Annotated in this window: 23 protein-coding genes; 13 read left to right on the top strand and 10 right to left on the bottom strand. The window is 70.1% G+C overall.

The genetic code is table 11. From position 1 onward, the window contains the following. The first annotated feature begins 54 nt into the window (after nt 1–54). Genes CDO81_RS21365 through CDO81_RS21340 form a run of 6 tightly spaced genes read left to right on the top strand, consistent with a single transcriptional unit; the run spans nt 55 to nt 6464 of the window. The gene (locus CDO81_RS21365; RefSeq protein WP_088485259.1) at nt 55–1281 is read left to right on the top strand and encodes a cyanophycinase; all 1227 of its coding nucleotides are present in this window, start codon (nt 55–57) and stop codon (nt 1279–1281) included. 1 nt (nt 1282) lies between these two features. Further along, nucleotides 1283–2401 carry a succinylglutamate desuccinylase/aspartoacylase family protein gene (locus CDO81_RS21360; protein ID WP_088485258.1) on the top strand — a complete coding sequence of 373 codons (1119 nt, stop codon included), beginning with the start codon at nt 1283–1285 and terminating at the stop codon, nt 2399–2401. Continuing rightward, the gene (locus CDO81_RS21355; RefSeq protein ID WP_088485257.1) at nt 2398–3786 is read left to right on the top strand and encodes a YfcC family protein; all 1389 of its coding nucleotides are present in this window, start codon (nt 2398–2400) and stop codon (nt 3784–3786) included. Before CDO81_RS21360 ends, CDO81_RS21355 begins: the two co-directional genes overlap by 4 nt. A 13-nt stretch (nt 3787–3799) precedes the next feature. Continuing rightward, nucleotides 3800–4795: a GlxA family transcriptional regulator gene (locus CDO81_RS21350; protein ID WP_088485256.1), complete on the top strand. Its 996-nt coding sequence runs from the start codon at nt 3800–3802 to the stop codon at nt 4793–4795. Next, nucleotides 4792–5808: an arginine N-succinyltransferase gene (locus tag CDO81_RS21345; protein WP_088485255.1), complete on the top strand. Its 1017-nt coding sequence runs from the start codon at nt 4792–4794 to the stop codon at nt 5806–5808. Before CDO81_RS21350 ends, CDO81_RS21345 begins: the two co-directional genes overlap by 4 nt. Then, nucleotides 5805–6464 (top strand): arginine N-succinyltransferase, encoded by a 660-nt coding sequence (locus CDO81_RS21340; protein ID WP_088485254.1) that lies wholly within the window; start codon nt 5805–5807, stop codon nt 6462–6464. The genes CDO81_RS21345 and CDO81_RS21340 overlap by 4 nt, the downstream gene beginning before the upstream one ends. Before the next feature lie 22 nt (nt 6465–6486). On the opposite strand, the gene CDO81_RS21335 is transcribed toward CDO81_RS21340, so the two are convergent. Further along, the gene (locus tag CDO81_RS21335) at nt 6487–7848 is read right to left on the bottom strand and encodes a cyanophycinase (protein WP_088485253.1); all 1362 of its coding nucleotides are present in this window, start codon (nt 7846–7848) and stop codon (nt 6487–6489) included. A gap of 258 nt (nt 7849–8106) precedes the next feature. Here CDO81_RS21335 and CDO81_RS21330 point away from each other — a divergent pair, with 258 nt between their 5' ends. Together CDO81_RS21330 and CDO81_RS28225 are read left to right on the top strand one after the other, a co-directional pair. After that, entirely contained in the window at nt 8107–9642 is a 1536-nt protein-coding gene (locus CDO81_RS21330; RefSeq protein ID WP_088485252.1) for a Do family serine endopeptidase, read from the top strand. A 125-nt stretch (nt 9643–9767) separates the two neighbouring features. Further along, entirely contained in the window at nt 9768–10625 is an 858-nt protein-coding gene (locus tag CDO81_RS28225) for a hypothetical protein (protein ID WP_088485251.1), read from the top strand. A 24-nt stretch (nt 10626–10649) separates the two neighbouring features. Here CDO81_RS28225 and CDO81_RS21320 read toward each other — a convergent pair whose 3' ends face one another. Further along, nucleotides 10650–11264: a glutathione S-transferase family protein gene (locus CDO81_RS21320; protein WP_088485250.1), complete on the bottom strand. Its 615-nt coding sequence runs from the start codon at nt 11262–11264 to the stop codon at nt 10650–10652. A gap of 98 nt (nt 11265–11362) precedes the next feature. Here CDO81_RS21320 and CDO81_RS21315 point away from each other — a divergent pair, with 98 nt between their 5' ends. Beyond that, nucleotides 11363–11812, top strand: coding sequence for a YciI family protein (locus tag CDO81_RS21315; protein ID WP_088485249.1), 450 nt, complete (start codon nt 11363–11365; stop codon nt 11810–11812). A 13-nt stretch (nt 11813–11825) separates the two neighbouring features. On the opposite strand, the gene CDO81_RS21310 is transcribed toward CDO81_RS21315, so the two are convergent. Both CDO81_RS21310 and CDO81_RS21305 read right to left on the bottom strand, forming a co-directional pair. Continuing rightward, the gene (locus CDO81_RS21310; RefSeq protein ID WP_088485248.1) at nt 11826–12146 is read right to left on the bottom strand and encodes a plasmid stabilization protein; all 321 of its coding nucleotides are present in this window, start codon (nt 12144–12146) and stop codon (nt 11826–11828) included. Next, nucleotides 12143–12451, bottom strand: coding sequence for a YlcI/YnfO family protein (locus tag CDO81_RS21305; RefSeq protein WP_088485247.1), 309 nt, complete (start codon nt 12449–12451; stop codon nt 12143–12145). The genes CDO81_RS21310 and CDO81_RS21305 overlap by 4 nt, the downstream gene beginning before the upstream one ends. Before the next feature lie 135 nt (nt 12452–12586). On the opposite strand from CDO81_RS21305, the gene CDO81_RS21300 reads away from it, so the two are divergent. Together CDO81_RS21300 and CDO81_RS21295 are read left to right on the top strand one after the other, a co-directional pair. Next, on the top strand, nt 12587–14299 hold the full coding sequence (locus CDO81_RS21300) for an Hsp70 family protein (protein WP_088485246.1): 1713 nt from the start codon (nt 12587–12589) through the stop codon (nt 14297–14299). Between the two features lie 8 nt (nt 14300–14307). Next, on the top strand, nt 14308–16143 hold the full coding sequence (locus tag CDO81_RS21295; protein WP_088485245.1) for a hypothetical protein: 1836 nt from the start codon (nt 14308–14310) through the stop codon (nt 16141–16143). Between the two features lie 8 nt (nt 16144–16151). Here CDO81_RS21295 and CDO81_RS21290 read toward each other — a convergent pair whose 3' ends face one another. Together CDO81_RS21290 and CDO81_RS28900 are read right to left on the bottom strand one after the other, a co-directional pair. Beyond that, nucleotides 16152–17369 (bottom strand): 6-phosphofructokinase, encoded by a 1218-nt coding sequence (locus CDO81_RS21290; protein ID WP_088485244.1) that lies wholly within the window; start codon nt 17367–17369, stop codon nt 16152–16154. A gap of 76 nt (nt 17370–17445) precedes the next feature. Continuing rightward, nucleotides 17446–18006 carry a hypothetical protein gene (locus tag CDO81_RS28900; protein WP_088485243.1) on the bottom strand — a complete coding sequence of 187 codons (561 nt, stop codon included), beginning with the start codon at nt 18004–18006 and terminating at the stop codon, nt 17446–17448. A gap of 177 nt (nt 18007–18183) precedes the next feature. Here CDO81_RS28900 and CDO81_RS21280 point away from each other — a divergent pair, with 177 nt between their 5' ends. Then, the gene (locus tag CDO81_RS21280) at nt 18184–19791 is read left to right on the top strand and encodes a sensor histidine kinase (RefSeq protein WP_158218375.1); all 1608 of its coding nucleotides are present in this window, start codon (nt 18184–18186) and stop codon (nt 19789–19791) included. Then, nucleotides 19788–20495, top strand: coding sequence for a response regulator transcription factor (locus CDO81_RS21275; RefSeq protein ID WP_088485296.1), 708 nt, complete (start codon nt 19788–19790; stop codon nt 20493–20495). Before CDO81_RS21280 ends, CDO81_RS21275 begins: the two co-directional genes overlap by 4 nt. 12 nt (nt 20496–20507) lie before the next feature. Here CDO81_RS21275 and CDO81_RS21270 read toward each other — a convergent pair whose 3' ends face one another. From CDO81_RS21270 to CDO81_RS21255, 4 genes are all read right to left on the bottom strand, one after another. Continuing rightward, nucleotides 20508–22721 carry a putative bifunctional diguanylate cyclase/phosphodiesterase gene (locus tag CDO81_RS21270; RefSeq protein WP_088485241.1) on the bottom strand — a complete coding sequence of 738 codons (2214 nt, stop codon included), beginning with the start codon at nt 22719–22721 and terminating at the stop codon, nt 20508–20510. Nucleotides 22722–22846: 125 nt separating this feature from the next. Beyond that, the gene (locus CDO81_RS21265) at nt 22847–25135 is read right to left on the bottom strand and encodes a YgiQ family radical SAM protein (RefSeq protein ID WP_088485240.1); all 2289 of its coding nucleotides are present in this window, start codon (nt 25133–25135) and stop codon (nt 22847–22849) included. An 84-nt stretch (nt 25136–25219) separates the two neighbouring features. Continuing rightward, nucleotides 25220–25435 carry a cold-shock protein gene (locus tag CDO81_RS21260; RefSeq protein WP_088485239.1) on the bottom strand — a complete coding sequence of 72 codons (216 nt, stop codon included), beginning with the start codon at nt 25433–25435 and terminating at the stop codon, nt 25220–25222. Between the two features lie 145 nt (nt 25436–25580). Beyond that, nucleotides 25581–25805, bottom strand: a complete 225-nt coding sequence (locus tag CDO81_RS21255) for a (2Fe-2S)-binding protein (protein WP_088485238.1) — start codon at nt 25803–25805, stop codon at nt 25581–25583. Nucleotides 25806–25855 lie beyond the last annotated feature (50 nt).

Below are 25855 nucleotides of genomic sequence, written 5' to 3'. Positions count from 1 at the left end.
GGCTTGAGGCCTAACCCGCTGGCCGCTGCCGCGCGGCGCTGACAAGATGGCTGCATGAGATTCCTGAAACCCCTTCTCCTGCTGCCGCTGTGCTGGCTCAGCGCCGTGCATGCCGGCACGGCCATCGTCATCGGTGGCGCCCTCAAGAGCGACAACGACGCCGTCTGGGAACGCATCGTCGAAGAAGCCGGCGGCCCGGGCGCACGCATCGCCGTGTTCGCCACCGCCGCGGCCAACCCGGAGCGCAGCGCCGGCCTGATCGTGGCCACGCTCAACCGTCACGGCGCCAATGCCGAAGCCATTCCAGTGGCCCCGCGCCTGAAGGACGTCGACCTTCAAGCCCAGCTCAACAACCCCGCGCTGATTGCCAAGGTGGCGGCTTCCAAGGCGGTGTTCTTCTCGGGCGGCGCGCAGGAGTTCATCGTCGACACCCTGCAGCCCGGCGGCCAGCCCAACGCCATGCTCAAGGCCATCTGGCAGGTGTTTGATGGTGGCGGCGTCGTGGCCGGCACCAGCGCAGGCGCGGCCATCATGAGCCGCATGATGTTCCGCGACGCACAGGACAACCTGCAGATCCTGAAAGGCCAGTGGCGCGAGCGGCAGGAGTACGACCGCGGCCTGGGCTTCGTCGGGCCGGAGCTGTTCATCGACCAGCATTTCCTCAAGCGCGGCCGCATCGGCCGCATGCTGCCGGCCATGCGCTCGCTGGGTTTCAAGACGGGCCTGGGCGTGGAGGAGAACACCGCCGCCGTGGTGAAGGGGAGCCAGGTGGAGATCGTGGGCGCGCGCGGCGCGCTGCTGGTGGACCTGTCCGAGGCCACGAGCGACGCCAGGGTGCCGGCCTTCAACCTGCGCGGCGCCGTCATCAGCTACCTGGACCGGGGTGACCGCCACGACCTCAAGACTGGCGTCACCACACCCGCGCCGCACAAGCTGCGTGAGGCCAAGATCGACCCCACGGCGAGCGACTACAAGCCCTATCTGCGCCACGACCAGTACTTCCTGGACATCCTGGCCGACAGCGCCATCGTGACCGCCATGGCCCAGTTGCTGGACAGCCCCTTCCCGGAGGTGCGGGGCCTCGCCTACCGCGCCAAGCCGCGGCCCGGCGATCTCTCGCCCGACCTGGGCTTCGAGTTCCGCCTGACCAAGGGCCCCGGCATGGTCGGCTGGTTCAGCGGCGCCCTGGGCGGCGAGGACTACACCGTGCTGAAAGTGCGCCTGGACGTGACCCCCGTGCGCATGGCCACCCCCCTCTTCACGCCCTTGCAGGCGAACTGACATGCGCACCGTGATCCATGAACTGCCGGCCGCCAGCGCCGGCACGCAGCGCCATGTGCGCAGCCTGCACTTCGGCGCCGGCACCTCCGGCCGCAAGGCCTATCTGCAGGCCGCATTGCATGCCGACGAAGTGCCGCCCATGCTGGTGGCGCAGGCCCTCATCGAACGCTTTTCGGCGCTGGAGGCGGCCGGCGCCATCCGCGGCGAGATCGTGCTCGTGCCCATGGCCAACCCGATCGGCTTGGCGCAGGACGTGCAGGGCTCGGCCTTCGGCCGATTCGATCTCGGCAGCGGCATCAATTTCAACCGCCAGTTCCGTCACCTCACGCCGGCGCTGATCCCGGCGCTCGAAGGCCGGCTGGGCGCGGACGCCGATGCCAATGCCCGCACCATCCGCGCCGCCTGCCGCCAGCTGCTGGCCGCCTGGCAGCCCGGCAGCGAGGCGGAGGCGCTCAAGCATCTGCTGCAGACCCTGGCCGCCGATGCCGACCTGGTGCTCGACCTGCATTGCGACAACCAGGCGGTCATGCACGTCTACACCGGCACGCCGCAGGTGCAGGCGCTGCAGCCGCTGGCGGGCTACCTGGGCGCGCAGGCCCTGCTGTACAGCGAGGTCTCGGGCGACGATCCGTTCGACGAGACGCTGTCGCGGCTGTGGTGGGAGCTGGCCGCGCACTTTGCGGGCCGCTTCCCGATCGACCCGAACGGCTGCCTTGCCGCCACGGTCGAGCTGCGCGGCGAGACCGAGGTGAGCGCCGAGCTGGCCGAGCGCGACGCCGCTGCCCTGGTGGCCACGCTGCAGCAGCTCGGCCACGTGGAGGGCACCCCGCCGCCGGCTCCCGCCGCTTGTGACGCCACACCGCTGGAAGGTGTCGAACCGCTGACGGCGCCCCGCAGCGGCATCGTGGTGTTCGCCAAGGCGCCAGGTGACTGGGTGGAGGCCGGCGAGCTGGTCGCCGAGATCATCTGCCCGCTGACCGACGCGCGCACGCCGCTGCATGCTCGCACCACCGGCCGCTGCTTCGCCCGCAGCGCGCGGCGCTTTGCCACGCGCGGCATGCGTCTGGCCAAGATTGCCGGCGCCACCCCCTACCGCTCCGGCAAGCTGCTCTCGCCATGAAGTTCAAGCTCCCCAACACCTACGTCCTGCTGGCGGCGCTGCTGGTGCTGATCGCGGCCTCGACCTGGATCGTGCCGGGCGGCCGGTTCGAGACCGAGCTGGTCAACGGCAAGCAGGTCATCAAGGCCGGCAGCTTCCACCTGGTGGAGGCGCGGCCGCAAGGCCTCGTCGCACTGCTGACGGCGCCCATCAAGGGCTTCGTCGAGGCCGGGCTCATCATCGGCTTCGTGCTGATCGTGGGCGGTGCCTTCTCGGTGCTGCAGCGCACCGAGGCCATCGACGCGCTGATCAAGTCCGTGGCTCGCGCCCACGGTCGCTCGGCGCTGGTCAGGGCGCTGGTCATCCCGGTGTTCGTCACGCTGTTCTCGCTGGGCGGCGCGACCTTCGGCATGGCGGAAGAGGCGATTCCCTTCGTGCTGATCTTCATCCCGCTGGCGCTGGCCCTGCGACTGGACACGTTGACCGGCGTGGCCATTCCCTTCGTGGGCTCGCAGGTCGGCTTCGCGACCGCTTTCCTGAACCCGTTCAACGTTGGCGTGGCCCAGGGCATTGCCGGCGTGCCGCTGTTCTCGGGCCTGGGCTACCGCGCGCTGTGCTGGGCCATCGCCACCGGGCTGACCATCGCCTTCCTGCTGTGGTGGGCCGCCCGCATCCGGCGCCAGCCTGAACTCAGCCCGACGTTCGCCCTCGATCAGGAGCGCCGCAAGACGCTGGACCTGGCCAGCTTCGAGCAGTTCGCCGGCATGACCGGCCGGCATCGCGCGGTGCTGTGGCTGTTCGCGGCTACGCTGGGCGTGATGATCGTCGGCGTCGTGAAGTTCGGCTGGTACATCGAGGAGATCGCCGCCCTGTTCCTCGTGATGGCGATCGCGGTGGGCGTGCTGGCGCGGCTGTCCGCCGATGACTTCATGGCCGCTTTCCTGCAGGGCGCACGCGACCTGGTCGGGACGGCGCTGGTGATTGCGCTGGCCAAGGCCACCGTCATCCTGATGCGCGACGGCCAGATCATCGACAGCCTGCTCAACGCCCTGGCGCCGCTGGTGGCCTCCAGCACGCCCGTGCTGGCTGCGCAGAAGATGTTCGCGATCCAGTCGGTCATCAACTTCTTCATCCACTCCGGCACCGGCCAGGCCGCGCTGACCATGCCGCTGATGGCGCCGCTGGCCGATCTCGTCGGCATCACCCGCCAGACCGCGGTGCTGGCCTTCCAGTTCGGTGAGCTGACCACGCCGGTCATCCCCACCTCGGGCATCACGGTGGGCGTGCTGGCGCTGTCGGGCGTGCCCTTCGGAACCTGGTTCCGCTGGATGCTGCCGCTGCAGGCGGTCTACCTCGTCATGGCCCTGGCCCTGCTGGCCGTGCCGGCACTGATGCACTGGCAATGAGACGATTGCGGGCATGACTCCGCCGCCCGTCCTGCGCCGCGTCGCCCTGCTGCCTCAGCCGGGCTTCTCGATGCTCGCCCTGGCCGGGGTGCTGGACGGGCTGGCGGCCGCCAACGAGCTGCAGGACGAGGTGATCTGGCGAGCGGAATGCCTGTCGGTCACCGGCGGTCTCGTCATGTCGGGCAACGGCACGGCGGTGCAGACCGCTGCCCTGCCGCCGCAGGCTGATTGGCATGCCGTCTTCCTGGTGACGGCCGACACTGGCCCCTGCGAGCCCGCGCTGGCCACGTGGTTGAAACGCTGGGCCGCCGAGGGCCGCGTCTTGGCCGGCATCGATGCCGGCGCAGCCCAACTGGCCGCCTGCGGGCTGCTCGACGGCCAACGCGCCTGTGCCGACTGGCCGCTGCTGGACGGCCTGGCCAACGACCACCCGGCCGTGGCCTGGGCCAGCGGCCTGTGGGCCATCAGCGACGAGGGCCGGCGACTGAGCTGCGCGGGCGCGCTGGCCAGCGTCGACCTCTGCGGCGCGTGGCTGGCCAGCCTGCACGGCGAGCGCTTCGGCCAGGAGCTGGCGCAGTGGCTGGGCGTGCAGGGCCTGCGGCCGCAGGACGAGCGCCAGCGCGCCGGCTACAGCGAGCGCCGCGGCGCCGGCAGCCCCAAGCTCGCCGAGGCCCTCGCGCTGATGGAAGCCAACCTCGCCGAGCCGCTGCCGACCGAAGACGTGGCCCAGCTCGTGGGGGTGTCGCGCCGCCAGCTCGAACGGCTCTTCAAGCAGCATCTCGACACCCTGCCCTCGCGCCACTACCTGGCGCTGCGCCTGGCACGGGCGCAGCGGCTGCTGCAGCAGAGCTCGCAGTCCATCCTGCAGATCGGGCTGTCCTGCGGCTTCTCGTCGGGGCCGCATTTCTCCAACGCCTACAAGAGCCACTTCGGCCATACCCCGCGCGATGAGCGCAGCCGCCGGGCCCAGGCCTGGCGCACCCCTGCCCTTCCGGGAGATTCCGCATGAACCACCTGCTGCTGCGCCCCGTGGCCGAGGCCGACCTGGCCGACCTCGTGCGCATGGCCGCGGCCAGCGCCGACGGCATCAGCTCGCTGCCCAACGACGAGGCCAAGCTGGCCGCGCGCATCCACGCCTCGCGCCAGGCCTTCGCCAGCCCCGACGACGCCAGCGGCGAAGAGACCTACCTCTTCGTGCTGGAAGACCTGCAGGCTGGCCGGCTGGTCGGCTGCTCGGGCATTGCCGCCAGCGCCGGTTTCTTCGACCGCTTCTACAGCTACCGCAACGAGTTCGTCGTGCACGCCAGCGCGGCGCTCGGCGTGTCTCAGCGCATGCACACCCTGCACCTGTGCCACGACCTGACCGGTGCCACGCTGCTGACCTCCTTCTACCTCGACCCCGCCTACGAGGACGGCCCGGCCGCGCAGCTGCTCTCGCGCGCGCGGCTGCTGTTCATCCAGGCCCATGCCGATCGCTTTTCGGAACGCATTGCGGCCGAGAGCCCCGGCATCACCGATGCCCAGGGCCAAAGCCCGTTCTGGGATGCGGTGGGGCGGCGCTTCTTCGGCATGGACTACCCGCAGGCGGAAGTGATCGTGGGCGGGCGCAGCAAGGCCTTCATCGCCGACCTGATGCCGCCATCGCCCATCTACGTGGCGCTGCTGCCCGAAGCCGCGCAGTGGGCTCTGGGCCAGCTGCATCCGGTGGGCGAGCTGCCGTTTTCCATCCTGCAGGACGAAGGCTTCGACATGGACACCTACGTCGACATCTTCGACGGCGGCCCGACGGTCGAGGCGCCGCTGGCCTCGCTGCGCAGCGTGCGCCTGGCCCGCGAGATGCTGGTGCAGGATGACCCCGGCCCGCGCGAGCCGGCACTGCTGGCCTGCACCGAGCGGGCCCGCTTTCGCGCCGTGCTGGCCGAAGTGGGCCGCGCCGTGGATGCCGCCACGGCCGCCCGTGTCGGTGCGCAGCCCGGTGACCGGCTGCTGGCCACGCCGCTGCAGGCGGAGGTGAGCGCATGAACCGCGTCCACATCACCGCCGACGAGGCCGGCCTGCGCCTGGCCCTGGCCGACGGCCGCGCCTCGCTGCGCCTCGTGCCACGCCTGGGCCTGCGGTTGCCGCGTTATCACTTCCGGCTGGGCCGGGTGGTGCATGCGGCGGCGGAGCTGGGGCTCTTCCGGCTGCAGACCACGCTGCTGCTGGGCAACGACCACACTGGCCGCGCCGAACTCACCGAGTTGCACTGCGCGGCCGGGCTGGATGCCGACGCGCAGGCCTTGGCCCTGGGCCAGCTGATTGCCGCTGCCCAAGGCCAGCTGCGTGAACGCCCGCAGGACTTCGGCGACGCCCTGGTGGCCGAGCTGCCTGGCTGGCGCGATGCCGCGGGCCGGTCGCCTTTCTGGCAGGCGCTGGGCGCACGCTTCTACCCCGGTTCACCCGCCGAGGCCGAGGCCCGCCTCGGCGCCGATTGGCGCAGCCACCTGGCGGCCTTGCTGCCGCGCCAGACGGTTTACCTGTCCTTCCTCGGCCATGAGGCCGAGTCGCGTGTGCTAACCGTGGCAGACAGCGCCCGCCCGGCGCTGGCCGCCCTGCGCGCGGCAGGCTTCCAGCCCCCGGAGCACGCGCGCATCGACGACGGCGGGCCGGTGCTGGTGTGGCCCGGGCCTGGCCGCTGACGGCGCGGCCGGGTGCCGGGCTTCAATAGATGTCCACCTTGACCTTGTCCACGGTGTACTTGCCGCCGGCGTAGTAGCCCTTGGTGGTGGCGTCGCGCGTGAAGCGCAGCTTGATCACCGGTGCCCCGCTCGGGTAGCTGGGCCCGCTGCTGTAGACCGGGACCGGTGCGGTGCCGACGTTGGTGGTGGGCGTCTGGTCGACCACGCGGGTCAGCGACTTGGAGGTCTCCAGCGCCGCAAAGATGTCGGCGGAGTCGTAGTAGCTGCTGTAGTAGTAGCTGCTGCCGATGGCCGTCTTGCTGCTGGTCACGACCTTGCTCGAATAGTTGTAGCGGTCGCCCGGCGTGAGCAGGCTGACCCGCAGCCCATTGACCTTGTAGTAGGTGCCGATCTGCACGCTGGCCGCGGCCGTGTCGACGATGAGCAGCTTGTTGGTGCCGTAGACCGTGGCCGTCTGCGCCGCCGTGTCGACCACGACGCCGGTGTTCTCGTCCACCCCAAAACCCTGCTGCACGCTCAGGCTGCGCAGCGCCGCGGCCAGGCGTCCGAGGCGCCCGGAGCGGCTGTCGAAATGGGTGTCGCTCAGGATGCCGGCCGGCAGGAAGCCCAGGCCTTTCATCGTGGCGCCGTTTTCCAGGTAGCGCAGGGCCGTGGTGCCGTCGCGCGTGTCGCCCAGGGTCTGCCAGCCGGTCACGGGCGTGCTGGGGAGGTCGGCGCCGTAGTAGAGGTAGCCGTAGCTCACGCCGGCGGCATGCATCTTGACGTTCAGCGCATGGTTGCCGGCCGAGTCGCCCGCGATGACGATGTTGCCGCTGCCGTTGTTCCAGCGCGCTCGCAGGGCGGCAGCAAGCCCGGAGTCGGCGCCGCTGTCGGTCAGCAGGGTGCGGATGATCTTGGCCTGGTCGCCACCGACGAACCACACCGCATCGGCCTGGTTGATGACCGCGATGTTGGCCTGGCCCTCGGGCGTGCTCGCGCTGGCATGCACGCCGTAGTTGTCCACGTGAGCGGTGATGAACTTGGGGCTGAAGCCGTGCGTCTGGAAGAGGTTGTAGTAGCCGCGCTTGAGTGACGAGGTGGAGGTGGCCGGGATGTCGTTCTGGAAGGCGTCCAGGCCCGTCGCGTAACTGTCCTTCGCGGCGGTGATGACGGCGATGCGCGGGCAGGCGGTGGTGGCCCAGTTCGTGCCGCAGTTGCTGGTGCTGGCGAGGTTGGGTGTGAAGTTGGCGTCGCGTCCGGTGGCCTTGCGCAGGCCGTTCACGAAGAGGTCGACATTGGCGTCGTCATAGGCGCCGCCGGACAGGAAGAGCTTGCCGGCCGTGGCGGGCAGGCTTGCCAGCGTGAGCAGCAAGGCGGCGGCACCCGCGGAAAGACGTGTGTTCATGGCACTCCAGGCACAGTTGAGGCGGGGCGACATCACCCCGCGGCCACGGTAGTGAGCCGCCCACCGCCTGGGTAGACGGTCACTTGCCTGGACGCGACGCCCGCTTGCATCGCCGTGCCACCCGCGGGAATGTCCCGAACGGGTTGTCACGGAGTGCCGCCCTAACCTTCGCCTCACCTTGGCCTCACCGAGCCCTCATCCAGGCTGCCTAGAGTCACTGGCAACCGGCTGCACCGCAGCCGCCCTGAGGAGATCGAGATGACCCGCACCGCCAAGACTGCACTCACCGCCACCGCCGCCGCGCTGCTCGGCGCCGGCGTGACCCTGTCCACCACCGCCTCCGGCTGGGGACTGCCGGGCTGGCTGCAGGCCAAGTCGCCCAGCACGGCCAGCACCTCAGGCGAGGCACCCGCCGGCATGACGGCGACCGCGGCCGCTGCCGCCGTGACCGCCGCCCCGGCCGCCACCAGTCTGCCCGCCCCCGCCCTGCCCAACTACCGCGCCATCGTGCAGAACCAGGGGCCCGCCGTGGTGGGCATCACCGTGGCCGGCCTGCACAAGGCCAGCGCCGATGACGACGGTGACGGCGACGCCAGCGCCTTCAACAACGACCCTTTCTTCCGCTTCTTCCGCGGTGTGCCGGGCCTGCGCATGCAGCCACCCAGCGCCCAGCCCTTCCGCGGCCAGGGTTCGGGCTTCATCATCAGCAGCGACGGCCTGGTGCTGACCAACGCCCACGTGGTGCGTGACGCCAAGCAGGTGACCGTCAAGCTCAGCGACCGCCGAGAGTTCTCGGCCAAGGTGCTCGGCAGCGATCCCGCCACCGACATCGCCGTGCTCAAGCTCGATGCCACCGGCCTGCCCACCGTGCAGCTGGGCGACCCCAAGCAGGTGCAGGTGGGTGACTACGTGCTGGCCATCGGTGCGCCCTATGGCTTCGAGCAGACGGCCACGCAAGGCATCGTCAGCGCGAAGGGCCGCTCGCTGCCGGGCGACAGCAGCGTGGTGCCCTTCATCCAGACCGATGCGGCCGTGAACCCGGGCAACTCCGGCGGCCCGCTGTTCGATGCCGCCGGCCGCGTGGTGGGCGTGAACGCGCAGATCTACTCGCAGAGCGGCGGCTTCCAGGGCCTGGCCTTCGCCATCCCGGTGGATGTGGCGCTCAAGGTGAAGGACCAGATCGTGGCCCACGGCAAGGTGGAACATGCACGGCTGGGCGTGACGCTGCAGGACCTCTCGGCGCCGCTGGCCGCGTCCTTCGGCCTGAATGCGCCCGATGGCGCGCTGGTGTCCAGCGTCGTGCCCGACAGCGCTGCGGCCAAGGCGGGTCTGAAGGCCGGTGACGTGATCACCGCGATGGACGGCGAACCGGTGCGCGTGGCAGGCGACGTCTCCAGCCGCGTGGGCCTGGCCCGCCCGGGCGACAAGCTCAAGCTGGAGATCTGGCGCGACAAGAGCCGCCTCACCGAAACCGTGAGCCTGGGCCGCGCCGAGAAGGACACCCAGGAAGCAAGCGCACCGGCCGAACGCGGCTCGCTCGGCCTCGCGCTGCGCCCGCTGGAGCGTCAGGAGCTGCGCGGCTCAGGGTTGGACCATGGCCTGCTGATCGAGCGTGTGACCGGCCCGGCCCAGCTGGCCGGCGTGCAACCCGGCGACGTGCTGCTGGCCCTGAACGGCAAGCCCGTGAAGGACATCGAGCAGGTGCGCGATGCGATGAAGGACAAGCCCAAGCAAGTCGCCCTGCTGGTGTCGCGGGACGGCCAGCAGATCTTCGTGCCGGTGCGACTGGGTTGACGATCCGCGCGCCCGTCGGCAGGCGGGACGCGTCCTCCAACAAGGGGCTTGGCGCCGTGACGGGTCAGGCCCCTTGTCTTGTTAGCACGGAGGCGGCTGCGTCGGTATGCGGGCACACTGTCCGCATGAAAGGACTCGTTCTCCCGGCATCCGGCCTGCTGCTGTTGATGGCCGGTGCGGCTTACTTGCTCCAACCCGCGCCGTCTGCGCCGCAGGCAGCGCAACCGCCGGCGGCCCCGGTCGCGCTGGCGCTCCCGCCCGCAGCCGTGCCAGCACCGGCCGGGCCGCCCGGCGTGCCGATGCCCGCCCCGGCCGCGCCCTCACCCCCCTCGACAAGCGCGCCCTCCGCCGCCATCGGATCAGAAGGCTACGGGCCGCACATCGAGCGAGCGGCTGCCGGCAACAGCCCGGCCGCCGACTGGGAAGCCGTGAAGTGGCTGCGGGCCTGCGCTGCCAACAGCCGGATGCGCGACAGCCTGACTTCCCTGCGTGACCGAGGCCTCGAGCCGCAGCTGATGGCCGAGATGCTGCGCGAAGCCGACGCCGAGAGCCGGCGCTGCCAGACGGTCACCGAAGCTCATCGCTGGTTGCTCCCGAGCCTGGCCGCTCGCGCCATGCGAGGCCAGGTACCGGAAGCCGCGGCGGCGTACTCGAATGCGGTCTTCCCAGGCGACCTGACCGCCAGCGAACGCCAGGAAGTTGCCGATGCGATGCGGCGTGATGCCCTGACGGGCGATGCAGCCAGCCTGAGGGCGGCCCTGCAGTCGCATCCTGCCTGGGGCCTCACCGACCAGGAACGCATGGTCTATGCCGCCGCCCTGCAGCAGTTGCCGGATCGCGCTGCGGACGCGCAGTGGGCACGCTCGATGACCGCACAAGGGCTGCTGCCGGCCGTGCCACCGAACCGCCCGGCACTGCAGGCCGCCGTGCAAAAGGCAGCGGCAGAAATCGCCGCCCGCGCGCGGGCCGCCCCGGGCGGATGAGCCCAGGCACCCGGACGCCCGCACTCAAGGCATGCCGTTGTCCACGTAGTCTGCAAACCCCGGCTGCGCCGCCAGTCGTTGCAGCCAGGCGTCGACCGCGGGCAGCAGGGGCCGCTCGATCGGTGCGTTCTTCCAGCGCTGGGCCGAGAGCCCGAGCACCACGTCCGCCAGGGTCATGGCCTCACCGCAGACATGCGCACCGGTGCGCGCCAGTTGCGCGTCCAGCAGACCCATGTGGTGATTCCAGCCCTTCACACCGGCTGCAATCGCCTCCGGCGTGGCCGGCTGCCCGCGCACCAGGGCCATGAAGGCCACGCGCCAGCTGTTGTTGAGCTCGCCGGCCTGCCAGTCCATCCACTGCTCCACGCGGGCACGAGCCTGCGGCTCGGTCGGCAGCAGCGGGGTGTCACCCACCTTGGCGGCGAGGTAGCGGCAGATGCTGTTGCTCTCCCACAGCACGAAGTCGCCATCCAGCAGCACCGGGATCAGGCCGTTGGGGTTGAGCGCCAGATAACCCGGCTCCTGCGGCGAGCGAAAACCGGCGCCCCAGTCCTCACGTTCGAGCTCCAGCCCGAGCAGGGTGGCGGTCCACATGACCTTGCGGACGTTGATGGAGGTGAGTCGACCGAGCAGCTTCATGCCGTGGAGTGTCGCAGCCGCGAGGGCGGGTTTCATCCTGGCCCACCCGGCGCCCGCTTGCGGTTCAATCCGGGTCATTGCCTGCTGCACCGACTGCCATGAAAGCTCTTGCCACCGCCCTGGCCTTGACCGCCTGCCTGACGGCCCACGCGCAGGAGGCGCCCGCCTACGACGCCGCCAAGGCCCAGGCCTGGGGCGCCAACGACAACGGCCTGCGTCCCTACACCCTGGTGCTGCTCAGGACCGGCCCCAAACGCATGCCCGACGGTCCGGCGCGCGACGAGATGTTCAAGGGCCACTTCGCCAACATGCAGCGCCTGGCCCGCGAGGGCCTGCTCGTGTACGCGGGCCCGCTGGACGGTGTCGAGAACCTGCGCGGCCTGTTCATCTTCGCCACCACCGACGTGGAGCTGGCCCGCAAGGCCGTGAGCACCGACCCAGTCATCATCGAAGGCGAGATGGTGGCCGAACTCCACCGCCACTTCGGCTCCGCCGCGCTGATGGGCGTGAACGAGGTGCACACGCGGCTGGTGAAGCCCAAGCCGTGACGCCAGAAGCCCGTCAGCGGTAGTCGTTTTTGTGCTGGTCACGCGCCGCGAGCAGCACGATATCGCTGTCGCGGATCACGAACAGCACCACGCAGCCGCCCTTGCCAAACGGCACGATCAGCTCGCGAAACTCACGCCGCGCCTCGGCACGTCGGCAACTGTGCGGTGCGAAGGTGAGCAAGGACATGGCCTGCCGGAGGGCATCCTGGAAGCGGAAAAGGCAGTCCTCGTCGGGCGAATGACTGGCCAGCTCGCGCTCGACGATATGGGTTTCCAGGCGCTGCAGGTCTTCCTGAAAGGCGAGCGTCGGGACGAGGCGATAGGCCGCGCTCACACCTTGGCCTGCCGGCCTCGCGCCGCCACCGCCGCGCGGATGCGCTGCTGCGCGGCCTGGGCGCGCTGATCCATGCCGGCCAGCAGTTCATCGGCCGTCAGCAGGCCGCGGCCCTGCTCTGCCTCTGCAAGGGCCGACGCTGCGCGTTCCAGCGCCCGGTTCTGCTCCGCGCGGTACTCGGCCTCACGGCACACCGCGTTCTCGATGAACTGCGACAGGGACTCGCCCTCGCGCAGGACGGCCTCCACGCGGGCCTTGGTCTGCGGCTCGACGCGAATCGGTGGCAAGGTGGCGGATCGGCTCATGCGCAGATGTATAGCACATGCAATACAAGACCACGACAGCGCCCGCCCGACTGGGTCCCCTGGCGGTGGGCCTTCTCCAGACCCCATGCGCGGACCCGCTAAGCTCCTACCCGTTTTCAACGGGAGATCTCGCCAATGATCCTGGGCATCGACCTGGGCACCACGCACAGCGCGGCGGCCGTGTTTCGAGACGGCGCGCCGGTGCTCATCCCCAATGCCCACGGGGACTACCTGACGCCATCGGCCGTGAGCCTGGACGAGCAGGGCCACACGCTGGTGGGCCTGGCCGCGCGCGAGCGGGCGGGCCTGCATGCGCAGTCCACCGCCCTGGCCTTCAAGCGCTGGATGGGCAGCGACAAGCGCATCACGCTGAAGACCGGCGCCCACGTCAAGGAGCTGCGCGCCGAGGAGCTCTCGGCCCTGGTGCTGCAGACCCTGAAAGCCGATGCCGAAGCCTTCCTGGGTGAGCCGGTGACAGAAGCCGTCATCACGGTACCGGCTTACTTCAATGAGGCCCAGCGCCGCGCCACGCGCACCGCGGGCGAGATCGCCGGACTAAAGGTGGAGCGGCTGCTGAACGAGCCCACGGCCGCGGGCCTCGCCTACGGCCTTCAGCAGCGGCCGGAGCACAGCAGCTTTCTGATCTTCGACCTAGGCGGCGGCACGTTCGACGTGTCGGTGCTGGAGTACTTCGAAGGTGTGGTGGAAGTGCGGGCGAGTGCCGGCGACACGCGGCTGGGTGGCGAGGATTTCAGCCGCGCCATCGCGCAGCTGTTCGCGAAGCAGGCCGAGGGCCTGAACACGAGCGAGCGCGAAGCCTGGCTCGCCAGCGAAACCTGGTGGCGCCTGGCCGAGCAGGCCAAGCGAGACCTCGGCGAGCGCGACAGCACCGAGCTGCGCACCGTCTGGCAGGAGCGCGCCCTGAGCGCCACACTCACCCGCGCCGATTTCGAGGCCGCATCGGCCGAGCTGCTGCAGCGCCTGCGCCGCCCCATCGAGCGCGCGCTGGCCGATGCCCAGCTCGACCCGGCCGGCCTGGCTGACGTGGTGCTGGTGGGCGGTGCCACCCGCATGCCCATGGTGCGGCAGCTCGTCACGCGGCTCTTCCAGCGCCTGCCACTGCGCAACCTCGACCCCGACCTCGCCATCGCGATGGGTGCGGCGGTGCAGGCCGGCCTGAAGGCCCGCGATGCTGCGCTGGACGACGTGGTGCTGACCGACGTGATGCCCTATTCGCTCGGCATCATCGCCGCCACGCCTGTGGGCGACCGCATGGTGGGCGACCGCTTCTCGCCCATCATCGAGCGCAACACGCCCGTGCCGGTGTCGCGCGTGGAGCGCTACTACACCGTGGCCGACCGGCAGCGCCAGATCATGGTGGACGTGCGCCAGGGCGAGTCGCCCGTGGGCTCGGAGAACCTGTGCCTGGGCAAGCTGGAGGTGCCGGTGGCACCCGCGCCCGCTGGGGAGGCCGGCGTGGAAGTGCGCTTCACCTACGACGCGAACGGCCTGCTGGAGGTGGAGGCGGCCCAGTTCCCCGGCGGCGAGAGGCATGAGCTGATCATCGAGAGCCAGGGCGCGCGGCTGAGCCCTGCCGAGATCGCCGCCACGCGCGAGCGCCTGCAGGCCCTGAAGCGCCACCCGCGCGACGAGCAGGACAACCGCTACCTGATCGAGCGCGCCAAGCGGCTGTTCGAGGACCGGCTCGGCAATGACCGCACCATGCTGCAGGACTGGCTGGCCCAGTTCGAGGCGGTGCTGCAGACGCAGGATGAGCGCCACATCCGCCAGGCGCGCCAGCAGTTCAAGGAAGCGCTGGACAGCATCGACAACAGCTTCCGCTTCTGAGCACCGGCATGTGGGACGAGGACTGGGCCCGGCTGGGCATTGAACCGACGACTCAGCTGACGGCCATCAAGAAGGCCTACGCGGTCAAGCTCAAGGTCACGCGACCCGACGACGACGCCGAGGCCTACCAAGCCCTGCGCGCGGCCTACGAGCGCGCCCAGCAGTGGGCCGCCTGGGCGCGCGCCGAAGCCGAACAAGGCCGCGAGGTGCCACTGCCGGCTGCGGCTGCGGCTGCGCCTGACGCGGCCGTTGCGCTGCCACCGGGGCTGGATGCGCCGCCGGCCAACGTGCTGGCCGACGTGCCGGCTGTTGTGCCAACCTTGACGCCGCCACCCGCCATCATCGAGCCGCCGCTCGCGGTGATCGAGGCCGTCACGGCGCCCGCCATCGATCCGCCGCCCGTCAACGCTCCCGAGGCCGCGCCCGTCGAGCCCAGGGCCACGGCGCCGCAGGCCGAACCTCCCGCGGCCCCGGCCGAACCGGCGCTGCCCCCGCCGCCCGCCGTCCGCCCCGAGGCGCTCATCGAGCGGCTGGAGCAGGTCTGGCGCCGGCACGGCACCGACGCCCTGATGGCCGCCTGGCAGGACGTGAGGCGCGAACTCGACGAACAGCCCCTGGCCCGTCGCGCCGAGTTCTCGGCGGCGTTCGCCGAATGGCTGGTTCGCCAGAGTCGGCTGCCCGAACGCCTGGCGGTGGCGCTGGATGCGCATTTCGAATGGACCGGCGACTTCCGCACCGAGCGGCTGATCGGCGCGCCGCTGACCCATGCGGTGCAGACGGCCCTGGCCGAGCGCATCCCGAAGCCCGTGGACCCGGCCCTGCGCGCGGCGGCCGAGCCGCTGCTGCGCGTCGCCGCCCTGCGCGAAGCCCGGCGCTGGGCCCTGCTGCCACTGATCCTGCTGATGATGCAGCCCGCGCTGGCCCGCCTGCTCCATGGCCTGCCCGCGGGCGAGTTGCGCCGCCTGGGGCTGGAGCTCCCCGATCAGCAATGGCTGGCCGAGCAGGTCAAGCGCGGCCAATGGCTGCGCGTGGGCGCCTTCAGCCTGCTCGTGCTGGCCGTGGCCTGGTTGAACTCGGGCGACGGGGTCGTGGCCACGGCGCATATGGTCACCTGGATCGGCTGCATGGCCCTGTTGCTGGCCGGCGGGATCTTCCTGGGCGCCTTCATCAACACCGGGCCGACGCTCAGGGTGGGCGAGCGCCGCTGGGCACTGCCGCTGACGGCATGGCGGCAGCATGCGATGCAGCCGGTGCTGGGTCTGGTGTGGCTGCTGTTTGCCGCCTGGCTGGCCTACATGACGATGAAGCCGGAGGCCGACCTGCGCGCCGCCCCGGTGCTGGTGCTGCTGCCGGACTGGGCCTGGGGCCTGGCGAGCTTCGGCTTCGGCCTGGCCGGCCTGATCGCAGCCTGGCCGCTGGAGCCGTTGCACGGGCTGGTGCTGGCCGGACTGGCCTGGCTGGTGTCCACGCTCTTCGACGCGGCCCTGGGAAGCTGGGTGCCCTATGCCAGCAGCCTGTGCATCGGCGCGGCCTGGGCGCTGGCCGGGGCTTCGGTTTACGCCGGCCGGCTGGAGGCGCCCGACTGGTCGCGCTGGCTGGTGCGCCCGGTGATCAACAGTCTCGTGATTGCCGAACGCTGGACCTTTGGCGTGGCCATGCTGCCGATGGCCGCCGCGCTGGCCTGGCAAATCATGCATGAGGGCCACACCCGCGCGCTGACGCTGTTCGCGATCTGGGCCGCAGGCCTGCTCGCGGTGGCCTGGCTGCACACCCGGCTGGAGGCTGCGGCGCTGCGCTGGCTGCCGGTGCTGCCGCCGGCGGCTGCCGAGGACCGGGACGACTGAGCCGGAGGTCAGCCCCGGTTGAGCACCTTGGGCACCGGGTTGGGCCGCAGCCGGAACGCATCCGGCATGCCCGAACCCAGCAGCGGGCGCAGGTACAGGCGGAAGGCGTCGGTCACGTCGGTGCCGGTCTCGTTGATGAAGACGTCTTCCATGGTGCGCGTCTTGCCGGCCACGGCAGCCAGGGGCAGCAGCTTGTAGTCGACCGCGTAATAGCCCACGCGCTGGATGGCCACCGAGCCGTCACGGTCGCCGTGGAAGGCGTACTGCACCGCCTTCTCGCCCACCTCCCGCGCCTCGCGCTGGTCGACATCACTCACGCAGCCCAGGAAGCTGCGCTGCAGATAGCCGAAGGTGTCGCCCCGCACCCGCTTGATGCCGAGCTTGGCCTTGATCTCCTCGCACAGCAGGTCGGCCAGCGCGCCGGTGCCGCTGAGCTGCACGTTGCCGTGGGCATCGCGTTCGAGCTCGCCAGCCAGGCGCGACAGCATTGGCGTGCCGGCGGCATCGTGGATGCCCTCGCTGACCGCAATGACACAGCGGCCGAAACGCTCGTGCGTGGCCTTCACGTCGCGCAGGAAGCGCTCGTTGTCGAAGCTGCGCTCGGGCAGGTAGATCAGGTGCGGGCCGTCATCCTCGAACTTCTTGCCCAGCGCCGCGGCCGCCGTCAGGAAGCCGGCATGACGGCCCATGACCACGCCGACGTAGACACCCGGCAGGGCCGCGTTGTCGAGATTGGCGCCCGCAAAGGCCTGGGCGACGAAGCGCGCGGCCGAGGCATAGCCGGGCGTGTGGTCGTTGCCGACCAGGTCGTTGTCGATGGTCTTGGGAATGTGGATGCAGCGCAGCGGGTAGCCCGCCGCCTGCGCCTCCTCCGAGACGATGCGCACCGTGTCGGAGGAGTCGTTGCCCCCGATGTAGAAGAAGTGCGTGATGCCGTGGGCCTGCAGCACGGTGAAGATCTCGTGGCAGTAGGCTGCATCGGGCTTGTCGCGCGTGGAGCCGAGCGCCGAGGCCGGCGTGCTGGCCACCAGCTCGAGGTTGTGGCTGGTCTCCTGGGTCAGGTCCACGAAGTCTTCATTGACGATGCCGCGCACCCCGTGCCGCGCACCATAGACCTTGCCGACACCCGCCTGGCGCCGCGCTTCGAGCACGACGCCGACCAGGCTCTGGTTGATGACGGCGGTCGGGCCGCCGCCTTGGGCGACAAGGATCTTGGCGAGGCTCATGGGCGCTCCTGCAGACGAGGTCGCCTCAGTCTAAGCCGGCGCTTCGCTCCCGGCGAGCGCCGGCACCCCCACGAACTCAGCGCGGCGCGTAGGGCAGCGAGGAGTGGTGCACCACGATGCGCAGGCGGCCGGCATCGTCCTTCACATAGCTCCAGGTCTTGTCCACCGTCGTGACCTTGCCGTCCTTGCCGGTGAAGCTCACATTGCCCTGGGTGCTGGCCGAGTCACCGGCGATGAAGATCGCGCTGTTGCTGACCTCACAGCGCGTCCAGCCCTTCAGCGCGAAGCCGTCGTCCTTGGGAAAGGCCGGATCGCCACCGACGAAGTAGGCCAACGCACCCGCCTTGGTCGTGCGGAAGGTCTGGGGCGCCACGGTCAGGGTCGGCTTGAACAGCACGGGGCCCATCTGATAGCCATAGGCCGTGTCGATGACCTTCTCGGCCAGCGCCTTGGCAGCAGCCTGGCCACCGCTGGCGTGCGCGGCGCCAATGTCCAGCAGCGCCTTGCACCAGCCGTTCTGGGCGGCCAGCACCTCGGCCTGGGTGATGGCCCGGTTGGCCAGCGGCACCTCCGCCTGGGCGGGCAGCGCGGCGGCCAGCATGGCCGGCAGGGCAAGCAGGGACAGCGACTTCTTCATGACAAGACTCCTTGGGAATGCGCGGCGCCGGTTGCGCCGTGGCCTCATTGAGCCCGCGGGCCGTGAACTCGCCGTGGTCGACTGATGAGGCCCGGCTGACACGGGCATGAACCACGGCGCATGCGCTGTTCATCTGGCGTTCATGCAGACCGGCTCGACGGCCCCGAGAATTGCGCCATGTTCGGACGCCGCCTGACCTGGGCCCTCATCTTCCTGGCCGCCGCAGCGATCGCGCAGTGCGCGCTGGCGCTGTGGTCGGTGCGCGTGGCCGAGCACCAGGTGCTGCGCGGGCGCGTGGCGGCCGACATCCAGCTCGGCTTTGCCCAGCTGTCCGCCGACAAGCAGCGGCTGCGGGCCTGGGCCGCCCAGCGAGAGTTCGACGCCGGTGCGGAGCTCCCCGAGCTGCAGCAGCTCGCCGCGACCATGCGTGCCACGCTGGACCGGCTGGACCAGCTGGCCGAGCGGGCCGAGGCCCTGGACGACCGGCCGCGCGCCCGGGAGCGCCAGCTCCAGCGTCGAGACGCGCTGGTGGTGCTGCGCCAGAAGCTCGACTCCCTGGTACCCCAACTGAGCGAACACCCGGTGCCGGGCAGCGGCAGCCCCGCGACCCTGTGGGCGGCGGCGAGCGAGCATTTCGACATGGCCCAGGGCCGCGACCTGCGCCGGCTGCTGGCCGAGAGCACGGCCCGCGAGGCAGAGACGGTGCGCGAGAAGCGGGACGACACCGACCGCGCGATGACCCGCATGCGCACGCTCTGGATCTCGACTGCCGTCACCCTCGGTGCGCTGGCGCTGGCACTCGCCGTCTATTTCGCGCGGGCCCTGCGCCGCCCGCTGAGTGCCCTGCGGCAGGCGGCCGTCGCCCTTCAGCGGGGCGAGCTGGATCACCGCATCCCGCTGCAGGGGCGGGACGAGTTCGCGCTGCTGGCCGGCAGCGTCAATGCCATGGCTGCGGAACTGTCAGCCCACCGCGAACGGGATGCGCAGCTGCGCCTGGATCTGGAGCAGCAGGTGGCCGAACGCACCCGCGCGCTCAGCGAAGCGCTGCAGGCCCTGCAGACCGCGGAAGAGCGGCGCCGGCGACTGTTCGCCGACATCAGCCACGAGCTGCGCACACCCACGACTGTGATCCGCGGCGAGGCCGAGGTCACGCTGCGCGGCCGTGACAAACCGGTGGACGAATACCAGGGCGCCCTGCGCCGCATTGCCGAGACGGCTGGCCAGCTCGGCCGCGTCATCGACGACCTGCTGACCGTGGCCCGCAGCGACATCGAGGCGGTCGACATCCGCCGCGTACCGCTGGACCTGGGCCAGCCCATCCGCCAGGCGGTGGAGCAGGCGCAAGCCCTGGCCGCGGCGCAGGGCGTGGACCTGCCCAACGTCGATCTGCCGCTGCATGCCCTGCCGGTGAAGGGCGACGCCCAGCGATTGCGCCAGCTGCTGATGGCCTTGCTGGACAACGCCGTGCGCTACTCCCATCCGCGCGGCACGGTGCGCGTGAGCGTGCAGGTGGTGGGCGACGCCCCGGGCTGCGCCGAGGTGCGCATCGAGGACGACGGCATCGGCCTCGCGCCCGAGGACCTGCGCCGGGTGTTCGAGCACCGCTGGCGCAGCGAGCGTGCCCGTCGGCACCGGGCCGATGGCAGCGGGCTGGGCCTGTCCATCGCACAGGCCCTGGCTCGCGGGCATGACGGGGATGTGCGCCTGGCGCCGCGCCCCACGGGCGGCACCGTGGCCACGCTGACCCTCCCGCTGTGCGCGGCGGGCGTGAGGGCTGCCGCATGAAGCTCATCGTGGCCGAGGACGATGCCCGCATCGCCGCCTTCCTGGAGCGTGGCCTGCGCGCCGAGGGCTACCACGTGCAGCTGGCCGGCACCGGGCCCGAGGCGCTGGCAGCGGCGCAGGACGCTGCCAGCAGTGGCGCGGAGGCGGAAGACGCCCTGCTGCTGCTGGACCTGATGCTGCCTGGCATGAACGGCCTGGAGGTCTGCCAGACGCTGCGGGCCGCCGGCATCGGCATGCCCATCCTGATGCTGACGGCGCTGGGCTCGCTGGAAGACCGCGTCACCGGGCTGCGCACGGGGGCGGACGACTATCTCGTCAAGCCCTTCGAATTCGAGGAGCTGCTGGCCCGCATCGAGGCCCTGGCCCGGCGCGGCCGTGGCTTGCGGCCCGCGCGCGCGGCGCAGCTCGTTGTGGACGACTTGGTGTTTGACCGGCAGCAGATGCGCGCCAGCCGGGGCGGGCGCGCCCTCGCCTTGACGGCCCGCGAGCTGGCCCTGCTGGAGCTGCTGATGAGCGCGCCGGGCCGGCTCTTCAGCCGCGAGCGCATCCTGGCGACGGTCTGGGGTTCGAGCGAGGACCCGCTCACCAATGTCGTGGATGTGTTCATCCGGCGGCTGCGCGCCAAGATCGACGAGGGCCACCCCCGGCCGCTCATCCACACCGTGCGCGGCATGGGTTACCGGCTGGAAGCGCCAGCTGCCTGAGACCCGGTCGCCTCAGCGCTTCATCCAGGCTTCGAGTTCTTCCGCCGGCATGGGCTTGGCGAACAGCCAACCCTGGCCTTCGTGGCAGCCCAGGCCGATGAGGTACTGGCGCTGCTCTTCGGTCTCGATGCCTTCGGCGATGACCGTCAGGCCCAGGCCGCGGCCGAGGTTGACCACCATCTGCGCGATGGTCGAGCCGGCGGTGGACGACTGCGCCTCCTGCACGAAGGCGCGGTCGATCTTGAGCCGGTCGACCTGCAGCTGGCGCAGTTGGCTCAGCGACGAGAAGCCGGTGCCGAAGTCGTCAATGGCCACACTGAAGCCGAGTTGCTTGATGTCGGCCAGCACGCGCAGCACGAGATCGGCGTCTTCCATGGCCATGGACTCGGTGATCTCGAGCTCGATGTTCTGGCCGTGCACGCCGCAGTCCTGCAGCGAGCGGGCGAGCATGTCGATGAAGCCGGGGTGGCGGAACTGCGCCATCGATACGTTCACGGCCATGCGGAAATCGTCGTACCCCAGGCTGCGCAGCTTGTTGAGCTGGTTGCAGGCGGTGCGCATGACGAACTCGCCGATCGGGATGATCAGGCCGCTCTGCTCGGCCAGCGGGATGAACTGGTCGGGCGGCACGAAGCGGCCGTCCACCGTGCGCCAGCGCAACAGCGCCTCGGCACCGATGATGCGGCCGGTCTCGAGCTGCACCTGCGGCTGGTAGACGACAAAAAGCTGGCTCTCCTCGAAGCCGGTGCGCAGGCCCTTGAGCAGCTTGAAGCGCTCGCGCGCATCGCTGCCCATGGCGGCCGAGAAGTACTGCGAGGAGCCGCGCTGCTGCTGCTTGGCGCGCTTGAGCGCGATCTGGGCATCCAGCAGCAGCTCGGAGCCGATGGCCTTGGACTCGCCCAGGCGCACCAGGCCGGTGGTGGCCGAGAGCTGCAGCCGCTCGCCCGCCACCATGAAGGGCTCGGCGAAGACGGCCTGCACGCTTTCGGGGCAGACCTTGGCATGCTCGCCGAGCACGCCGAAGGTGTCGGCACCCACACGCGCCATCGCGGTGTTCAGGCCGAGCATCTCGGCCATGCGGTGCACCACGGCCTGCAGGACCTGGTCGCCGAAGTGATGGCCGAAGGCGTCGTTGATGTCGGAGAAGTCGTCGATGTCGATCAGCGCGAGCGTGACACCGGCGGGGTCTTTCAGGTTCTTGTCGAGCAGCTCGACGAAGCGGTTGCGGTTGGGCAGGCGCAGCAGCGGGTCGTTGTAGGCCTGGTCGAGCAACTGGCTGTAGAGCACCACGTTCTCGAAGCCGACCGCGATGTTGGAGCAGAAGGCCCGCAGCAGCTGCTGGTCGAGTTCGTCGAGTTCGCGGCCGACGTCCACCAGCGCCGCCATCGCGCGCCCCTGGCCCATGCCGAAGTAAAGGCAGGTGCCGTCGTCGTAGAGGTTCTGCTGCTCGCGCAGGCAGCGCTCCAGGCGTTCGCGCACCGCGGCGATCTTGACCTGGGCGAGCGGCCGGTCGATCAGGCCGCTGTACTGGCCCGCGGCCGCGACGATACGTACCTCCTGCCCGTGCTCACCGCCCATCTGAGCGCATACCAGGCCCTCGGGCAGGATGCCGAGCAGCGCGCAGAGCTGCGTCACCACGCCCTCGGCGAATCGCGACAAGCCCCGCATGCGCGACAGCGAGGTGCTGCTCTCGACGATCATCTCCAGCCCGCGGCGGTTGGCCTCCAGCGCGCAGATCTGGCGGTAGGAACGCACCGCAGCCGTCAGCACGGTGTAGAGCCGCGTGCGGGTCAGCTCGGACTTGGTCTTGTAGTCGTTGATGTCATAGGCCTGCACCGTCTCGATCTCGGGCGCATAGCCGGGCTGGCCGGTGCGCAGCACGATGCGCACGGCGTTCAGGCGGAGTTCGTCGCGGATGTGGCGCACCAACTGCAGGCCGGCGTCTTCGCTTTCCATGACGACGTCGAGCAGGACCACGGCGAGGTCGTCTTCGCTGGCCAGCAACTGACGCGCCTGGGCGGCGGAAGAGGCATGCAGGAAGACCAGCGGCTGGCCTTCGACGGTCAGGCCCTGCATGGCCAGCTCGGTGGCCTTGTGGACGTCGCCGTCGTCGTCGACGATCAGGATGCGCCAGGGCCGGTCGCTGTGGCGGTGTTCTCCCTCGCCGTGTTCCGGCTCGTCGAGGAGTTCGAGCAGATCGTCGTCAGCGTCTGGGGTCTCTTGCATGGGGCCAGGGCTTTCGGGCTTGGGCGGCCTGGGTTCGGCAGCCTCTTCTCATGGAGAAACGCAAGCGTAGTGCATCCGCAGCCCGGTGGGCACGAAAAGCAGGCGCAAAAGTCCCGCGATTTGCGTCAACGCTTCGCGGGTTTGCCCGGACGCCCGGCCCCGCCACGGCCGCTGCCCGTGACCCGCGGCGGCAGGCCGGTGTGCTGGGTCAGCACCTGGCCCGGCCGCGGTGTGGCGGCCCGGCCGGCCGTCTTGGCCGGCGCCTTCGCCGCCGGCTTGGACGGCGTGGAGTTCTTGCGGCGCGCGCTTTCGTAGCCGCCGTCGGTCAGCGGCTGGTAGCTCGGGATGAGGTGGTGCTTGCCGTTGCCGATGAGGTCGGCCCGGCCCATCGCCTTCAGGGCCTCGCGCAGCAGCGGCCAGTTGTTGGCGTCGTGGTAGCGCAGGAAGGCCTTGTGCAGGCGACGGCGGCGTTCGCCCCGCACGATGTCGACCTTCTCGCCGCGGCTCTCGTCGCGGCTGATGCCCTTGAGCGGGTTGCGGCCCGAGTGGTACATGGCCGTGGCGGTCGCCATCGGGCTCGGGTAGAAGGTCTGGACCTGGTCGGCGCGGAAGCCATTGCGCTTGAGCCAGACGGCCAGGTTCATCATGTCCTCGTCGCTGGTGCCCGGGTGGGCGGCGATGAAGTAGGGAATCAGGTACTGCTTCTTGCCGGCGGCGGCGCTCGCGGCCTCGAACATCTGTTTGAAGCGGTCGTAAGTGCCGATGCCCGGCTTCATCATCTTGGACAGCGGGCCCTGCTCGGTGTGCTCCGGCGCGATCTTCAAGTAACCGCCCACATGGTGGGTGACCAGTTCCTTCACGTACTCCGGCGACTGCACCGCCAGGTCGTAGCGCAGACCCGAGCCGATCAGGATCTTCTTGACGCCCGGCAGCGCCCGCGCGCGGCGATACATCTTGATCAGCGGGCCGTGATCGGTGTTCAGGTTGGGGCAGATGCCCGGGTAGACGCAGCTCGGCTTGCGGCAGGCGGCCTCGATCTCGGGGCTCTTGCAGCCGATGCGGTACATGTTGGCCGTGGGGCCGCCCAGGTCGGACACGATGCCGGTGAAGCCCTTCACCTTGTCGCGCATCTCCTCGATCTCGCGGATGACGGAGTCTTCCGAGCGGCTCTGGATGATGCGGCCCTCGTGCTCGGTGATGGAGCAGAAGGTGCAGCCGCCGAAGCAGCCGCGCATGATGTTCACGCTGAAGCGGATCATCTCCCAGGCCGGGATCTTGGTCGCACCGTCGTGGCTGCCGTTCTCGTCGGCGTAGCTGGGGTGCGGCGCGCGCGCGTACGGCAGGTCGAAGACGTGGTCCATCTCCGGCGTGGTCAGCGGGATGGGCGGCGGGTTGATCCAGAGGTCACGGTCCCCGTGGCGCTGCACCAGGGCACGCGCATTGCCGGGGTTGGTCTCCAGATGCAGCACGCGGTTGGCATGGGCATAGAGCACCGGGTCGCTCTTGACCTGCTCATAGGCCGGCAGGCGCACCACCGTGCGCTCGCGCGGCGGCATGCTGATGCGGCCGGTCTTGTGCAGGGTGATGGGCTTGGGCGCGTCGGGCTCGTCGTTGGAGGCGCAAGCCTTGTCGTCAATGATCTGGTAGGGGCTGATGAGCTCGTCGATGCGGCCCGGGCGGTCGACTTCGGTGGAATCGAGCTCGAACCAGCCTTCAGCAGACGGGTCATCGTCGCGACGCATGAAGGCGGTGCCGCGGATGTCGGTCAGGCTCTGGACCGGCTCACGCCGGGCCAGCCGGTGGGCGATCTCGACGATGGCGCGCTCGGCATTGCCGTACACCAGCAGGTCGGCCTTGCTGTCCACCAGCACCGAGCGGCGGACCTTGTCCTGCCAGTAGTCGTAGTGCGCAATGCGGCGCAGCGACGCCTCGATGCCGCCAATGACGATGGGCACGTCCTTGAAGGCTTCCTGGCAGCGCTGGGTGTAGACCAGGGTGGCGCGGTCGGGCCGCTTGCCGCCCTCGCCGCCAGGGGTGTAGGCGTCGTCGCTGCGGATTTTTCGATCAGCCGTGTAGCGGTTGATCATGGAGTCCATGTTGCCCGCCGCCACGCCGAAGAAGAGGTTGGGCCTGCCCAGCGCCTTGAAGGCGTCGGCGCTGTTCCAGTCGGGCTGGGCAATGATGCCGACGCGAAAGCCCTGGGCCTCCAGCGTGCGGCCGATGACGGCCATGCCGAAGCTCGGGTGGTCGACGTAGGCGTCGCCAGTGACGATGATGATGTCGCAGGAATCCCAGCCGAGTTGCTCCATCTCCGCCCGGCTCATGGGCAGGAAGGGAGCGGGGCCGAAACGCTTGGCCCAGAAGGGTCGGTAAGCGGTCAGGGCCTTGGGCGGAGTGACGGGCAGGGCGGACATAACCTCGAATTGTCGTCGTCAGGGCCGCCCGGAAAGCACAAAGCCCGCGCCAGGCGCGGGCTTTGCATCGGACAGCCGCGTGAATTACAGCGCGCGGATGTTGGCGGCCTGCAGGCCCTTGGGGCCCTGCTTCACTTCGAATTCGACCTGGGCACCTTCAGCCAGCGTGCGGAAACCGCCGCCGTTCTTGATTTCGGTGTGGTGGGCGAACAGGTCCTTGCCGCCGTCGGCGGGGGTGATGAAGCCGAAGCCCTTGCCGTCGTCAAACCACTTGACGATGCCGGTCTGGAGGGTGCTCATGGAATTTCCTTGCTGTAGTCGTGCGGTGCGGCGCGCTTCCCGGAAAGCAGCAGCGCAATGCACGACGACGTTCAGGAAACCGGCCAACAAAAAGGCGCCGAAATCCGGCGCCGTTGCACATTCTAGGCCCTGTTACGGGCTGATTTCAGGCGGCCAGCAGCGCCTGGGTAGCGGCGGCCATGCCGCGTGCGCAGGGCGAACCACCCGCCACACGGCTTTCCTCGAACACCGCACAGGCACAGTCGCGGCAGGCGCCGCACGCGGTTGCCACGCGCAGGTCGTCCTGCAGGGCCTCGAAGCTCGGGCAGCCGCTGGCGGCGGCGATGGCGATGTCGCGGTCAGAGACGCGGTGGCAGACGCAAACGATCATGGACACGAAGTCTAATGCGAATCGGTCTCATTTGCAAAAAGAGCGGTTTT

Source organism: Roseateles puraquae (assembly GCF_002205845.1).
Lineage (GTDB): Bacteria > Pseudomonadota > Gammaproteobacteria > Burkholderiales > Burkholderiaceae_C > Pelomonas > Pelomonas puraquae.
This window is presented reverse-complemented; position numbering and strand designations above follow the sequence as displayed.

Bases quoted from the DNA above. Each gene is read 5' to 3' on its own strand.
- CDO81_RS21330 (WP_088485252.1), top strand. From the start codon at position 8,107: ATGACCCGCACCGCCAAGACTGCACTCACCGCCACCGCCGCCGCGCTG.
- CDO81_RS21315 (WP_088485249.1), top strand. From the start codon at position 11,363: ATGAAAGCTCTTGCCACCGCCCTGGCCTTGACCGCCTGCCTGACGGCC.
- CDO81_RS21300 (WP_088485246.1), top strand. From the start codon at position 12,587: ATGATCCTGGGCATCGACCTGGGCACCACGCACAGCGCGGCGGCCGTG.
- CDO81_RS21345 (WP_088485255.1), top strand. From the start codon at position 4,792: ATGAACCACCTGCTGCTGCGCCCCGTGGCCGAGGCCGACCTGGCCGAC.
- CDO81_RS21290 (WP_088485244.1), bottom strand. From the start codon at position 17,369: ATGAGCCTCGCCAAGATCCTTGTCGCCCAAGGCGGCGGCCCGACCGCC.
- CDO81_RS21280 (WP_158218375.1), top strand. From the start codon at position 18,184: ATGTTCGGACGCCGCCTGACCTGGGCCCTCATCTTCCTGGCCGCCGCA.
- CDO81_RS21350 (WP_088485256.1), top strand. From the start codon at position 3,800: ATGACTCCGCCGCCCGTCCTGCGCCGCGTCGCCCTGCTGCCTCAGCCG.
- CDO81_RS21270 (WP_088485241.1), bottom strand. From the start codon at position 22,721: ATGCAAGAGACCCCAGACGCTGACGACGATCTGCTCGAACTCCTCGAC.
- CDO81_RS21255 (WP_088485238.1), bottom strand. From the start codon at position 25,805: ATGATCGTTTGCGTCTGCCACCGCGTCTCTGACCGCGACATCGCCATC.
- CDO81_RS21275 (WP_088485296.1), top strand. From the start codon at position 19,788: ATGAAGCTCATCGTGGCCGAGGACGATGCCCGCATCGCCGCCTTCCTG.
- CDO81_RS21320 (WP_088485250.1), bottom strand. From the start codon at position 11,264: ATGAAGCTGCTCGGTCGACTCACCTCCATCAACGTCCGCAAGGTCATG.
- CDO81_RS21340 (WP_088485254.1), top strand. From the start codon at position 5,805: ATGAACCGCGTCCACATCACCGCCGACGAGGCCGGCCTGCGCCTGGCC.
- CDO81_RS21355 (WP_088485257.1), top strand. From the start codon at position 2,398: ATGAAGTTCAAGCTCCCCAACACCTACGTCCTGCTGGCGGCGCTGCTG.
- CDO81_RS21305 (WP_088485247.1), bottom strand. From the start codon at position 12,451: ATGAGCCGATCCGCCACCTTGCCACCGATTCGCGTCGAGCCGCAGACC.
- CDO81_RS21365 (WP_088485259.1), top strand. From the start codon at position 55: ATGAGATTCCTGAAACCCCTTCTCCTGCTGCCGCTGTGCTGGCTCAGC.
- CDO81_RS21260 (WP_088485239.1), bottom strand. From the start codon at position 25,435: ATGAGCACCCTCCAGACCGGCATCGTCAAGTGGTTTGACGACGGCAAG.
- CDO81_RS28225 (WP_088485251.1), top strand. From the start codon at position 9,768: ATGAAAGGACTCGTTCTCCCGGCATCCGGCCTGCTGCTGTTGATGGCC.
- CDO81_RS21360 (WP_088485258.1), top strand. From the start codon at position 1,283: ATGCGCACCGTGATCCATGAACTGCCGGCCGCCAGCGCCGGCACGCAG.
- CDO81_RS21335 (WP_088485253.1), bottom strand. From the start codon at position 7,848: ATGAACACACGTCTTTCCGCGGGTGCCGCCGCCTTGCTGCTCACGCTG.
- CDO81_RS21295 (WP_088485245.1), top strand. From the start codon at position 14,308: ATGTGGGACGAGGACTGGGCCCGGCTGGGCATTGAACCGACGACTCAG.
- CDO81_RS21265 (WP_088485240.1), bottom strand. From the start codon at position 25,135: ATGTCCGCCCTGCCCGTCACTCCGCCCAAGGCCCTGACCGCTTACCGA.
- CDO81_RS28900 (WP_088485243.1), bottom strand. From the start codon at position 18,006: ATGAAGAAGTCGCTGTCCCTGCTTGCCCTGCCGGCCATGCTGGCCGCC.